Genomic DNA, 13,083 nt, shown 5'->3' on the forward strand with positions numbered 1-13,083 from the left:
CCGCGCCCCTTGCAAAGGCGCGCGGTCGCGCCCGTCACAGCGGCTCGGTGCGCGCCAGAAGCCAGTCGCGAGCGTCGCCATCCACCAGCGGCAGCAGGCGTTCGCGAACCTGCCGATGGTAGCCGTTCAGCCAGTCCAGTTCCTCGGCCGACAGCCATTCGCGCACCGCGCAGCGGGTGTCGATGGGGCACAGCGTGACGGTTTCAAACCCCAGGAAGGACCCGAATGACGTCTGCGCCACCGGCACGGCCAGCACCAGGTTTTCGATGCGGATGCCCCACTGCCCGTCCCGGTACAGGCCGGGCTCATTGGAAGTCAGCATGCCGGCCTGCATGCCCTGATGGGGCCGCGCATGGGCCCGCACGGAAATCGACTGAGGGCCTTCGTGCACGTTCAGGAAATACCCCACCCCATGCCCTGTGCCGTGGCCGTAATCCAGGCCCCTGCGCCACAAGGGCATGCGGGCGATGGCATCCAGCACGGAAGAAGCCGTATCGACGGGGAATTGCGCCCGCGCCAGGGCGATATGCGCCCGCAGCACGGCGGTGTAGTCGGCCCGCTGCGCCGCCGACGGCGTGCCCACAGGCACGACACGGGTGATGTCGGTGGTGCCGCCCAGGTACTGCCCTCCGGAATCGATCAGCAGCAGGCCGTCGCCCTGGATCGTCGCATGGGATGCGTCCGTCGCCCGATAGTGCGGCATGGCGCCATTGGCGTTGAAGCCCGCAATGGTGGCGAAACTGAGGCTGACGAAACCCGGGCGCCGGGCGCGCGCCGCCGACAGATGAGTGTCGACGTCGATTTCGGTGACACGCCCGCCCGCCGACAAGGCGGCCTCGAACCAGGCGAAGAATTCGCACAGGGCGGCTCCGTCCTGGGCCATGGCCTCGCGGATGTTGTCGGCCTCGGCGGCGTTCTTGATGGACTTCAGCAATTGCGACGGATTGATGGACTCGATCAATTTCGCCTGGGGCGCATGCGACAGGGTGCCGGCCGTCACCCTCGCGGGGTCCACCAGCAGCGCGGCATCCACCGCCAGGCCGCCGAGATCCACCGCCAAAGCGGTGTAATCGCACAGTTCGACCCCATCGGCCGCCAGACGCGCCGCCAGATCCGCCGGAATCTTGCCCGGCGCGACATACAGGCGCACCCGGTCGGCATCCAGCAGCGCATGGGCCAGGAAGACGGGGTTGTAGTCCACATCGGCCCCGCGCAAGTTCAACAGCCACGCGATGTCGTCCAGCGAGGACAGCAGATGATGGTCCGCGCCTAGGTCCCGCATGGCGGCGCGCACGGCGGCCAGGTTATCGGCCCGGCTGCGGCAGGCATACGGCGGCAGGTGCTCGAATACGGCGGCGGCAGGCAGCGCCGGCCGATCGGCCCAGACGGCGCCGACCGGATCCTGGTTCAGGACCAGGCCGATGCCGGCGGCGTCCAGACCGGCCTGCCAGCGCATGGCCGCGGTGCGATCCAGCACCCGGCCATCGACCGCCAACCGGCTGCCCCGGCCCAGATGATCCATGGCCCAGTCCAGCATGTCCGGCACGTCGGGCGCGCCGGCTCGCATCAGGACGATGCCCGAGCCCTGCAATTGGGCTTCGGCCTGCGTCCAATAGCGACTGTCGGTCCACAGTCCGGCAAAATCCGCCGTCACCAGCAGACTGCCCGCCGAACCGTCAAAGCCCGACAACCAGGCCCGCGCGGCCCAGTGTTCGGGCAGGTACTCCGACAAGTGCGGATCGGCAGTGGGCACCAGGCAGGCCTGCAGGCCCGCCAGGGCCAGTTGGCCGCGCAAGGCGGCGATGCGGTCGGCGGGCGCCGCGAGAGCGTGCAGCAAAGTCACGATATGTCCTTCAGGCGACGGCCGATGTGTCCAGTTTGGCGGCGGTCTTGGCGCGGATTTCATCCACGGTGACGCCCGGGGCCAGTTCGGTCAGGCGCAGGCCATCGTCGGTGACTTCCATGACGCCCAAGTCGGTGATGACCAGATTGATCACCCCCACCCCCGTCAGCGGCAGCGTGCATTCGGGCAGCAGTTTCAGGGACTCGGTGCCGTCCTTGGCTTTGGCGACGTGTTCCATCAGGACCACGACCCTGCCCACGCCGGCCACCAGGTCCATGGCGCCGCCCATGCCCTTGATCATCTTGCCGGGGATCATCCAATTGGCCAGATCGCCTTTTTCGGACACCTGCATGGCGCCCAGGATGGCCAGATTGATCTTGCCGCCCCGGATCATGCCGAAGGAATCGGCCGAGGCGAAAATCGAGGAGCCCGGCAGTGTGGTGACGGTCTGTTTGCCGGCATTGATCAGGTCGGCATCGACCTGATCGTCGGTCGGAAACGGGCCGATGCCCAGCAGGCCGTTTTCCGACTGCAACCAGACTTCCATGCCCTCGGGCACGTAATTGGCCACCATCGTCGGCAGGCCGATACCCAGGTTCACATAGAACCCGTCTTGCAATTCCTTGGCGGCGCGCGCCGCCATCTCTTCACGATTCCAAGCCATTGAGTGTCCCCTTATTGACGGATGGTGCGTTGTTCGATGCGTTTTTCAGGATGCGCATTGAGGACGACGCGATGCACGTAGATGCCCGGCAGGTGAATTTCATCCGGATCGAAGGCGCCGGTGGGCACGATTTCCTCGACTTCGGCCACGGTGATTTTTCCCGCCATCGCCACATTGGGATTGAAATTGCGCGCCGTGCGGCGGAACACCAGGTTGCCGCTGCGGTCGGCCTTCCAGGCCTTCACCAGGGACACGTCAGGCGCAAGCGACCGTTCCATCAGGTAGGTGCGGCCATTGAATTCGCGGGTTTCCTTGCCTTCCGCCACGACGGTGCCCACCCCGGTGGGCGTAAAAAAGGCCGGAATGCCGGCCCCGCCCGCTCGCAGCTTTTCAGCCAGCGTGCCCTGCGGCGTGAATTCGAGCTCCAATTCATTGGCCATGTACTGGCGGGCGAATTCCTTGTTTTCGCCGACATACGAAGCGATCATCTTTTTGATCTGGCGCGTGGCCAGCAACTGCCCCAGGCCGAAATCATCGACCCCGGCATTGTTGCTGACGCAGGTCAGGCCGTGCACCCCTGAATCCCGCAGCGCGGCGATCAGGGCTTCGGGAATGCCACAGAGCCCGAAGCCGCCGACGGCAATCATCTGATTGTCGGCGACGACACCGTGCAAGGCAGCGGCAGCGCTTTCGTAGACTTTATCCATACGACGTTTCCTTTGAGACGAACTGAAAAACACGACTCACGCTGAAAAACAGCGCATTAGCATCCGCCGGTCGGCCTCGGTCCAGGGGACCGGCCGACCGGTTGCGCCATCGGCGCAGACCAGTACATTGCGCCCCCGGGCATGCACGGCGCCGGGGTCGTCCGCATCGGCAATCCAGCAGTCCAGTTCGACGCTGGTGCGCCCGACCCGCCGCAGTTTCATGCCGACGACAACACAGGCAGGATACAACAGCGGTTTGAGAAAATCACACGAGGCATGGGCCAGCACGCCGTAGCGTCCCTGCGCGGCGCCCATCCCCATGGCGGAAAGCAAACGTACGCGGGCTTCCTCGAAATAGCGGAAATAGGCCACGTTATTGACGTGGCGCAGGGCGTCCATGTCGCCCCAAAGGACCTCGACCCGGATTTCAAACGTTCCCGAAGGTGTTTGAATATCAACGACTTCCGTAGGCATCGAAGGGCTCCTTGGTCATGGGCGGACAGGTCCGAAGGTGAAAGTGCAGTATACCGATCTGCAATACAATGGCCGGCAATCCAAGTATCAGAAAACGGGAGCCATCCATCATGACTGAACGTGAATCCATGGAATATGACGTTGTCGTCGTCGGCGGGGGGCCGGCGGGGCTGTCCGCCGCCATCCGGCTGAAGCAACTGGCCGCCGAACGCGGCCAGGACGTCAGCGTCTGTGTCCTGGAGAAGGCCGCCGAAATCGGCGCCCATATCCTGTCAGGCTGTGTGATGGATCCCCGCGCAATCAGCGAACTGATCCCCGACTGGAAGGAAAAAGGCGCCCCGCTGGACGTCCAGGTTCAGGAAGACCGCTTCCTGTTCCTGACGGAATCGGGCTCCCGCGGCACGCCGGCCTGGCTGCTGCCGGACTGCTTCAAGAACCACGGCAACTACATCGTTCGGCTGGGCCATGTCACCCGCTGGCTGGGCGAACAGGCCGAGGCCCTGGGCGTGGACGTCTTCCCCGGTTTCGCCGCCGCCGAAATCCTGTACGCGGAATCGGGCGCGGTGCGCGGCGTGCTGACCGGCGACATGGGCGTGGCCCGCGACGGCAGCCACACCGAGGCCTACCAGCCCGGCATGGAACTGCTGGCCCGCTACACGATCTTCGCCGAAGGCTCGCGCGGCCACCTGGGCCGCCAGCTGATCGAAAAATACCGCCTGGATGCCGGCCGCGACCCGCAAAGCTACGCCATCGGCGTGAAGGAACTGTGGGAAGTCGATCCTGCCCAGGCCCGTCCCGGCACTGTCATGCACACGGCCGGCTGGCCGCTGGATTCCGACACCTACGGCGGCTCGTTCCTGTACCACATGGACAACAACCTGGTGGCCGTGGGTCTGGTGGTCGGTCTGGACTATGCCAACCCCTGGCTGTCGCCCTTCGAGGAATTCCAGCGCTACAAGACCCATCCGGCGATCCGCACGATCTTCGAAGGCGGCAAGCGCATCGCCTACGGCGCCCGGTCCCTGACGGCGGGCGGCTTGCTGTCCCTGCCGAAAATGGTCTTCCCCGGCGGCGCGCTGGTGGGCTGCGAAGCCGGCGTGCTCAACGCCTCGCGCATCAAGGGCAGCCATTCCGCCATCAAGACCGGCGCCCTGGCCGCCGAGGCCGCCTTCGACGCCCTGGCCGCGGGCCGCGGCCACGACGAACTGACCGCCTACCCGGCCGCCTTCGAGTCGTCCTGGCTGCATGCCGAACTGAACAAGTCGCGCAACTTCAAGCAGTGGTTCAAGAAAGGCCGCACCGTCGGCACCCTGATGACGGGCGTCGAGCAATGGCTGCTCAAGGGCAACATCCCCTGGACCATCCACCGCACCAAGCCGGATCACGCCTGTCTGCAGCCCGCGGCCGAATGCGCCCGCATCGACTATCCGAAACCCGACGGCAAACTGACGTTCGACCGGCTCAGTTCGGTCTTCATTTCAAACACCAATCACGACGAGAACGAGCCCGTCCACCTGACGCTGAAGGACGATACCGTCCCGGTCAAGGTCAATCTGGCGAAATTCGGCGGCCCGGAAGCCCGCTTCTGCCCGGCCGGCGTCTACGAATTCGTCAAGACAGAGACCGGCGAGGATCGCCTGCAGATCAACGCCCAGAACTGCGTGCACTGCAAGACCTGCGACATCAAGGACCCCACCCAGAACATCGTCTGGGTCACACCCCAGGGCGGCGAAGGGCCGGTCTACAACGGCATGTAAAATGCCCCTGGGCGCTGCTTCGAGCAGCGCCCTTTTTCATCATCAAGCACACACAGACCTCGGCCCTCGCCAGCACACGAGCGGCAAGACCCAGCGGACCGCCCCATGGATATCGCATACGCCACCAAATTTCTGGGCGCGCTGTTCGCCATCATGAACCCCTTCATCACCCTGCCGCTGTTCCTGGCGCTGACGGCGCAGAAATCCGTGGCCGAACAGCGCAACCTGGCGGTCGCCATCCTGGGCTACACCGCCGTCATGTGCGTCGTGATCGCCCTGGCCGGCAGCCACATCATCAGCTTTTTCGGCGTCAGCCTGGATTCCTTCAGGGTGGCGGGCGGCATGGTGCTGATCGGCATCGCCCTGTCCATGCTCAACGGGCAACCGATCACATCCCATGAACGGGCCACCCAGGAAAAAAGCGCCAACACCGCTGCCGCGGCTGCCGAGGGCACGGACGACAACCCGGCTTTCTATCCCCTGACCTTCCCCATGATCATCGGCCCAGGCACGATCGCGACCCTGATCATCTACAGCGCCCAGGCCCGGGATTCCGCCCGCATCGTCAGCTTCAGCGTCGTGCTGCTGGCCGTCCTGGCAGCCCTGTTCGCCGTGCTGTATTTCGCAGCCTCGATCGGCCGCCTGCTGTCCACCAAGATGCGCGTCATCATGGCCCGCATCATGGGCATCATCCTGGCCGCCATCGCCGTGGAAATGGTATTCGCCGGCGCCAAGGCCATGCTGCCCGGGCTGGCGCACTAGGAAAACATCGCCGCTCGCCCCCCCACCCCATCGCCGCAGATCATGGCATCCACCCGCTCCAGCTGCCGAGGAGGGGCTAGCGGGTTCGCACAGTCGGCTGGCGCCGGGTGCTGGCGAAGGGAAGGCTGGGGATTTCGGCGGACGTGTCTGAGCCGCGCAGCGGCGAGTTCGTCCGCCGCCAGCCTGTACGAGGCAGACCCGGGAAGCCCGAAGGGCCGCCAGCTGGTGCGAACCCGCTAGCCCCTCCTCGGCAGCTGCGCCAGCAAACGAGCAGGCAATAAAAAGAGGCGGGGGATTCCCCCGCCTCTTTGGCTGTGTCCGCCGCCCTGGATCACAGGGCGCCGTTCAACACTCTTTACCGCACCTGGGCCAGCTGGTCCAGAATGCCGGGATTTTCCAGCGTGGAGACGTCCTGGGTGATGGGTTCGCCCTTGGCCACCACACGCAGCAGGCGGCGCATGATCTTGCCCGAACGCGTCTTGGGCAGGTTTTCGCCGAAACGGATCTCGCGCGGCTTCGCGATGGGGCCGATTTCCTTGGCCACCCAGTCGCGCAGCAGCTTGGCCATCGCCACGGCATCATCGCCGGTCGGCATCGCGCCGTTGAGCACCACGAAAGCCACCACGGCCTCGCCCGTCGTCGCGTCGGGACGACCCACCACGGCGGCTTCCGCCACCAGCTCGTGCGCCACCAGGGCGGACTCGACTTCCATCGTGCCCAGGCGGTGACCCGAGACATTCAGCACGTCGTCGATGCGGCCCATGATCCAGAAATAACCGTCCTTGTCGCGCTGGGCGCCATCGCCGGCCAGGTAGTAGCCTTTCAGCTCTTCCGGGAAATAGGTTTTCTTGAAGCGTTCCGGATCGCCCCAGATCGTGCGGATCATCGACGGCCACGGGCGGCGGATGACCAGGAAACCGCCCTTGCCGCGTTCGACTTCCTCTCCGGTCTCGTCGACGATGGCGGCATCGATGCCGGGCAGCGGCAGCGTGCAGGAACCGGGTTTCAGCGGGGTCACGCCCGGCAGCGGCGTGATCATGTGGGCGCCGGTTTCCGTCTGCCACCAGGTGTCGATCACCGGGCAGCGCTGGTTGCCGACATTGTTGTAGTACCAGACCCAGGCTTCGGGATTGATGGGTTCGCCCACCGACCCGATGATGCGCAGGCTGCTGAGGTCAAAGGATTTCGGGTGGACCTTGGGGTCGGCCTCGGACAGCTTGGTCAGGGAGCGGATGGCCGTCGGCGCCGTGTAGAACACCGACACTTTGTGTTCCTGGATCATTTTCCAGAAACGGCCCGCATCCGGATACGTGGGCACGCCCTCGAACACCACCTGGGTCACCCCGGCGGCCAGGGGGCCATAGGTGACGTAGGAGTGGCCCGTGACCCAGCCCACGTCCGCCGTGCACCAGAACACGTCGGTCGGCTTGGAATCGAAGGTCCACTTCATGGTCATCAGCGACCACAGCAGGAAGCCGGCGCTGGAATGCTGCACGCCCTTGGGCTTGCCCGTGGAACCGGACGTGTACAGGATGAACAGCGGATGATCGGCGTCGACGGGCACCGGCGGGCAGTCGGTGGACTGCCCCTGGATGGCATCGTGCCACCAGAGATCACGGCCGGCATCCCACTGGACATCGGAACCGGCGCGTTTGTAGGTGATGACCTTGCGCACGGATTCGCAGCCGCCCATGGCCAGCGCCTCGTCCACGGCGCCCTTCAGGGCAATGGCCTTGCCGCCGCGCATCTGGGCGTCGGCCGTGATGATCAGCGTGGCGCCGACGTCCACCGTGCGTTCGTGGATGCTCTTGGCCGAGAAACCGCCGAACACCACCGAATGGATGATGCCCAGGCGGGCGCAGGCCTGCATGGCCACTACGGCCTCGATCGACATGGGCAGATAGATGACGGCGCGTTCGCCGGTCTTGAAGCCCAGCGATTTGATCGCATTGGCGAACTGCGACACGCGGGCGTGCAGTTCCTTGTAGGTGATCTTCGTGACCTTGCCGTCATCGGCTTCGAAAATCAGAGCGACGCGATTTTCCGCCGGCGTGCCCAGGTGCTTGTCCAGGCAATTGGCCGAGACGTTCAGCTGGCCATCGGGATAGAACTTGTAGAACGGCTTGTTGGAGTCGTCCACCACCTGGGTGAAGGGCTTGTCCCACACCAGGTTTTCATTGGCCAGGCGCGCCCAGAACGCATCCGGATCGCGTTTGGCTTCGTCGCACAAGGCCTGGTAGCCTTCCATTCCGGACACGTTGGCCTGCTTGACCAGATCCGCCGGAGGCGGAAACACGCGGTTTTCCACCAGAATGGATTCAATCTCCGTAGCCATTTCGCTCGCTCCTTTTGAGTGATGTGATTCACATCATGTTTGAATTGTGTTACCTGTTACCGTACTGCACGAGCCTTACTTGATTCTGACAAATGCAAGCGCGGCATCCATGCGTGACATCCATCAGATTTCCCGGGGTTGCGCAGGCGGACGGAAAGCATCGCGATCCCGCTGGCCCCGGGCGAAATCCAGGCGGCCCAGCAGCCACAAGCCGGCCAGAAAGAACAGCCCCGTCGTCAGCAAGGCCGCCCGGTGGTTGCCTTGCGTCAGCCACACCAGCAGACCATAGGTCAGCGGCCCGACCACCGCCGCCAGTTGGACGGCGAAGGTCCACAGGGCGAAGAATTCCGCCGGCCGCCGCGCCGGGGCCAGCACCCCCACCATGGCCCGGCCCGCGCTCTGGCTGGTGCCCATGCACAGCCCCGCCAGGGCCGCCGCCGACCAGAACACCGGCAGGGAGCGCGCCGACACCGCCAGCCCCACCATGACCAGCCAGCCGCACAGCGTGATGGCCAGCGCCCGCTTGTGTCCGATGCGATCCTGCAGGTAGCCGAAGCCGAAGGCCCCGACCGCGGCGGCGATGTTCACCAGGAACACCAGCAGCATGGTCTGGCGCATGTCGAAGCCCATGACTTCGGTGGCATAGACGGCCGACAAGGTGATCACCACCGTGATGCCCGCCTGATAGCACGCGATGCACATCAGCAAGCGGCGGAAATCCGGATAATCGCGACGGGTTTCCAGCCAGGCGTGGCGCAGTTGCGCAAATACGGCCAGCGCCGGCGCCGCCGTCGTCCGGGCCGGTTCGCGCAGCCACAGAAACGAAGGCACTGCCGCCAGCGCGAAAAGACCCGCCGTCAAGCCCATGATCCAGGGAACATAATCCTGGGCCGACAGCCCCTGCGACCCGGCGGCGCTGGCCACCCACAAGGCCAGCCCCAGCGCCAGCATGCCGCCGCAATAGCCGAAGCTCCAGCCCCAGCCCGACACGCGCCCCATGGATTCCGGGCGGGCCAGGCCAGGCAGGAAAGACGCCACCGCCGATTCGCCGACGCAGTAAAACACATTGGACGCGGCCAGCCAGAACAGGCCCCAGGCAATGTCCCCGGGTCCGACGCTGGCCAGCACGGCCGTCGCCAGCACGCAGCCCACCGTGCTGGTGAACAGCAGGCGGCGGTGCCCGGCGCGAGCGTCGGCCCGCGCGCCCAGCCACGGCATGGACACCATCACGATCAGATACGACAACGACAGCGCGCCGGTCAGCGCCAGCGTGCCCCAAGCCTGCCCGGCAGCCACCACGCCGACGAAATACGCATTGAAGACCGTCGTCAGGACGACCGTGGTGTAGCCGGAATTGGCGAAGTCGTACATCGCCCAGGACCAGACCTCGCGACGCCCGACACCGGGCTTCAGCGGGCTGGCGCGGCCGGAAGCGGATGCTCGATCCGCCATGCCGCCTTCCGCGGCCGCCCCCCCTGCCGGACGGCCGGTCGCGGGCGGGCGATCCCGATCCTGGGGAGCCCTCACAGCACGGAACGGATCTGATCGAGGGCGCCCGGATCCTCGATGGTGGTCAGATCGCCGGGATCGCGCCCTTCGCACAGGGCCACGATGGCGCGGCGCAGGACCTTGCCGGACCGTGTTTTCGGCAGGCTGTTGACGAACAGGATGCGAGCGGGCCGGGCCACAGCGCCGTTGCGTTGTTCGATGACGCGCTTGATCTCGGCCTCCAGGCGGTCGCGGCCGCCCGTCTCGTCGAGCAGCGCCGGATTGCGCAGCACGGCGAAGGCCATGGCTTCCTGGCCCTTCAACTGATCCGCCACTCCGACCACCGCCGATTCCGCCACCGCGGGATGGGTATTCACGGACTCCTCGATCTCGCGGGTGCCCAGGCGATGGCCGGCGACATTGATGACGTCGTCGGTGCGCCCCAGGATGAACCAATAGCCGTCGTCGTCCACCAGCCCCCAGTCGGACGTGGAGTAGGTCAGACGCCCGGGGAAAGACTGGAAATAGGTCCGCACGAAGCGTTCATCATCGCCCCAGATCGTGCTCATGGCCCCCGGCGGCAGGGGCGGCTCGATCGCCACGACGCCCTTCTGGTTGGGGCCGCAATCCTGCCCGGTGGCTTCGTCGATGGCCCGCACATCGAAGCCGTAGACCGGCACCGTGGGGCTGCCGAATCGGGGCGGGATTTCCTCGACCCCCGGCTGCGCCGACAGGATCGGCCAGCCGGTCTCGGTCTGCCAATAGTTATCGACGACGGGCTTGCCCAGCGCTTCGGACAGCCACTGGCCGGTCAGTTCGTCCAGCGGCTCGCCCGCCAGATAGATGCGGTCCAGGCTGGACAGATCGTGGCGTGCGAGCAAGGCCGGATCGTGCTTTTTCAGCACCCGGATGGCGGTCGGCGCGGAGAACAGGGCATTGACCCGGTGGGTTTCGACGATGCGCCACAGAATGGCGGCATCGGGGCGCACCGGCGTGCCCTCGTACATGACGGTGGCCTGGCCGTTCAGAAGCGGCCCGTAGACCACATAGGAATGGCCCACCACCCAGCCCACGTCGCTGCTGGAAAAATAGACGTCGCCCGGCTTGCCGCCGAATATGTATTCCATGGATGCGCACAGGGCCACGGCATAGCCGCCCACGTCGCGCTGCACGCCTTTGGGATTGCCCGTCGTGCCCGAGGTGTACAGGATGTAGCTGGGCGAATTGGATTCCAGCCAGACCACCGGCACCTGAGCATCCAGATGACGGGCCCGCAGGGTCGCGTAATCCAGATCGCGGCCCGCGGTCAGGTCCATGGGCGCCAGGCCGCGATTGACCAGCACGACATGTTCGGGGGCATGCGCGCACTGCGCGACGGCCTGGTCCAGCAGCGGTTTATAGGCGATCGGGCGCCCGCCGCGCGAACCCGCATCGGTGGAGATGATGACCTTGGGCTCGGCATCGTCGATGCGTTGCGCCAGGTTATGGGACGCGAAACCGCCGAAGACCACCGAATGGATGGCGCCGATGCGGGCGCAGGCCAGCATGAAGAACGCCGCCTGGGGAATCATGGGCAGGTAGATCAGCACCCGGTCGCCCTGTTCCACCCCCAGTTGCTGCAGGATGGCGGCGGCGGCATTCACCTCGCGGGCGAGTTCGGCGCGGGTGTAGACGATTTCCTGATCGACTTCCGTCGACACCCAGATCAATGCAGGCTGATCCGCCTGGGTATCCAGCCAGCGATCCACCGCGTTGTAGCACAGGTTGGTGCGCCCGCCCACGAACCAGCGCGCAAACGGCGGACGGGAATAATCCAGCACCTGGGTAAAGGGGGTTTCCCAGTGGATGCGCTGGGCCTCGCGGGCCCAGAAGGCATCCCGATCCTGTACGGACTGCCGATGGAATTCGCGGATTTTCTGCATGACGTCGTCTCCTGTCATCCTGCAGCCCCGGCATCCTGTCAGACACCCGAAACGCGGATGGTTCCTGAATTATTATGGTGTCCACATGCTACACCAGCCCCGAAATTACAGGGGAAGACTGACAGGAGGCTGACGCGCCGCAGCCCGTGATCGGCCCGGCGGATCGAGAGGTCGGCAATTTCAGCCGCTGTGCGCAGCCAGGCCCTGCTGCAAGGCCCAATGCGCGGCCGCCAGGCCCATGCTGGCCGTGACCGTCACCACGGAACCATACCCGGCGCAGGACAGGCCCTGCGGGGCAGGCGCCGGCCCGCCCGCATCGGGCGCCGCGCAAGCGGCTGACGGCTGAGTCCAGGCCGACGGCAGCACGACCGGCTGATCGAACCACAGGCAGGGCACCTTCATGCTCGGCACCCGCCGCCGGGGTTTGCCGCCGGCGGCGCCGCCCTTCGGGTAACCGTGGCGCTGGCGCAGTTCCTGGCGGATGCGTCCCAGCAAGGCATCGTGCGTGGAGGCGGACAGGTCCCCGGCCCGCAGGGCCAGGGGGTCGGTCTTGCCGCCCGCGCCGCCGCACACCAACAACGGCCAGCCCTGGGCGCGAGCCTGCAGGATCATGGCGATCTTGGCCGGAACCTGATCGGTGCAGTCCAGCAGGATGCCGGCGGGGCCGGCCGACAGGATGGCCCCCAGGTTATCGGCGCTGACGAAATCATCGATCTCCACCACCCGGCAACCGGGATGGATGTCGCGCACCCGATCGCCCATGGCGCGGATTTTCGCCATGCCCAGCGTGCTGCCCAGGGCGTGCGCCTGACGGTTGACGTTGGATTCCGCGACGTGGTCCATGTCCACCAGCGTCAGCGCCCCCACTCCGGAACGGGCCAGGGCTTCGACGCACCAGGTCCCCACGCCGCCAATGCCGGCCACGACCACATGCAAGGCGGAGAGCCTGCGCCAGGCGCCATCGCCGTACAGCCGATCCAGCCCGCCGAAGCGGCGAAGCAGATCGGCGGCGGGCTCGGCCGAAACGGCATCCAGGGGCGTGATCGAATCCGGACCGGACATCATGAAGACACAAGAAGCACTGAAAGCAGCATTTTGCCACGGGCGGAGACCCGCCGGACCGCTGGCGCG

10 protein-coding genes are annotated in these 13,083 nt (G+C 65.9%); 2 read left to right on the forward strand and 8 right to left on the reverse strand.

Features of this window, described 5'->3' with window-relative positions; translation table 11 throughout:
* Nucleotides 1-34 precede the first annotated feature (34 nt).
* Genes WBG56_RS13155 through WBG56_RS13170 form a run of 4 tightly spaced genes read right to left on the reverse strand, consistent with a single transcriptional unit; the run spans nt 35 to nt 3,688 of the window.
* The gene (locus WBG56_RS13155) at nt 35-1,843 is read right to left on the reverse strand and encodes an aminopeptidase P family protein (protein ID WP_424269036.1); all 1,809 of its coding nucleotides are present in this window, start codon (nt 1,841-1,843) and stop codon (nt 35-37) included.
* Between the two features lie 10 nt (nt 1,844-1,853).
* Entirely contained in the window at nt 1,854-2,507 is a 654-nt protein-coding gene (locus WBG56_RS13160; RefSeq protein WP_424269038.1) for a CoA transferase subunit B, read from the reverse strand.
* A gap of 11 nt (nt 2,508-2,518) precedes the next feature.
* Nucleotides 2,519-3,214: a CoA transferase subunit A gene (locus WBG56_RS13165; protein ID WP_424269040.1), complete on the reverse strand. Its 696-nt coding sequence runs from the start codon at nt 3,212-3,214 to the stop codon at nt 2,519-2,521.
* A 36-nt stretch (nt 3,215-3,250) separates the two neighbouring features.
* Complete coding sequence (locus WBG56_RS13170) at nt 3,251-3,688, reverse strand: acyl-CoA thioesterase (protein WP_424269042.1); 438 nt, start codon at nt 3,686-3,688, stop codon at nt 3,251-3,253.
* Between the two features lie 110 nt (nt 3,689-3,798).
* On the opposite strand from WBG56_RS13170, the gene WBG56_RS13175 reads away from it, so the two are divergent.
* Both WBG56_RS13175 and WBG56_RS13180 read left to right on the forward strand, forming a co-directional pair.
* A complete protein-coding gene (locus tag WBG56_RS13175; RefSeq protein ID WP_424269044.1) occupies nt 3,799-5,445 on the forward strand; it encodes an electron transfer flavoprotein-ubiquinone oxidoreductase in 1,647 nt (548 codons plus the stop codon).
* 105 nt (nt 5,446-5,550) lie between these two features.
* Complete coding sequence (locus WBG56_RS13180; protein WP_424269046.1) at nt 5,551-6,207, forward strand: MarC family protein; 657 nt, start codon at nt 5,551-5,553, stop codon at nt 6,205-6,207.
* A gap of 355 nt (nt 6,208-6,562) precedes the next feature.
* Here WBG56_RS13180 and acs read toward each other — a convergent pair whose 3' ends face one another.
* The 4 genes from acs to WBG56_RS13200 all read right to left on the reverse strand — a co-directional run bounded on the left by acs (nt 6,563) and on the right by WBG56_RS13200 (nt 13,017).
* Entirely contained in the window at nt 6,563-8,542 is a 1,980-nt protein-coding gene (gene acs, locus WBG56_RS13185) for an acetate--CoA ligase (protein WP_424269048.1), read from the reverse strand.
* Between the two features lie 123 nt (nt 8,543-8,665).
* A complete protein-coding gene (locus WBG56_RS13190; RefSeq protein ID WP_424269050.1) occupies nt 8,666-9,994 on the reverse strand; it encodes an MFS transporter in 1,329 nt (442 codons plus the stop codon).
* A 71-nt stretch (nt 9,995-10,065) separates the two neighbouring features.
* Nucleotides 10,066-11,952, reverse strand: a complete 1,887-nt coding sequence (locus WBG56_RS13195; RefSeq protein ID WP_424269052.1) for a propionate--CoA ligase — start codon at nt 11,950-11,952, stop codon at nt 10,066-10,068.
* Between the two features lie 180 nt (nt 11,953-12,132).
* A complete protein-coding gene (locus WBG56_RS13200; RefSeq protein WP_424269054.1) occupies nt 12,133-13,017 on the reverse strand; it encodes a tRNA threonylcarbamoyladenosine dehydratase in 885 nt (294 codons plus the stop codon).
* Between the last annotated feature and the right edge of the window lie 66 nt (nt 13,018-13,083).

The organism is Castellaniella sp., assembly GCF_049671645.1.
In the GTDB taxonomy this organism is placed as follows: Bacteria; Pseudomonadota; Gammaproteobacteria; order Burkholderiales; family Burkholderiaceae_B; genus Castellaniella.

Excerpts from the sequence above, each read along its gene's own strand:
- WBG56_RS13195 (WP_424269052.1), bottom strand. The coding sequence starts at position 11,952 with ATGCAGAAAATCCGCGAATTCCATCGGCAGTCCGTACAGGATCGGGAT.
- acs (WP_424269048.1), bottom strand. The coding sequence starts at position 8,542 with ATGGCTACGGAGATTGAATCCATTCTGGTGGAAAACCGCGTGTTTCCG.
- WBG56_RS13160 (WP_424269038.1), bottom strand. The coding sequence starts at position 2,507 with ATGGCTTGGAATCGTGAAGAGATGGCGGCGCGCGCCGCCAAGGAATTG.
- WBG56_RS13190 (WP_424269050.1), bottom strand. The coding sequence starts at position 9,994 with ATGGCGGATCGAGCATCCGCTTCCGGCCGCGCCAGCCCGCTGAAGCCC.
- WBG56_RS13180 (WP_424269046.1), top strand. The coding sequence starts at position 5,551 with ATGGATATCGCATACGCCACCAAATTTCTGGGCGCGCTGTTCGCCATC.
- WBG56_RS13200 (WP_424269054.1), bottom strand. The coding sequence starts at position 13,017 with ATGATGTCCGGTCCGGATTCGATCACGCCCCTGGATGCCGTTTCGGCC.
- WBG56_RS13175 (WP_424269044.1), top strand. The coding sequence starts at position 3,799 with ATGACTGAACGTGAATCCATGGAATATGACGTTGTCGTCGTCGGCGGG.
- WBG56_RS13170 (WP_424269042.1), bottom strand. The coding sequence starts at position 3,688 with ATGCCTACGGAAGTCGTTGATATTCAAACACCTTCGGGAACGTTTGAA.
- WBG56_RS13165 (WP_424269040.1), bottom strand. The coding sequence starts at position 3,214 with ATGGATAAAGTCTACGAAAGCGCTGCCGCTGCCTTGCACGGTGTCGTC.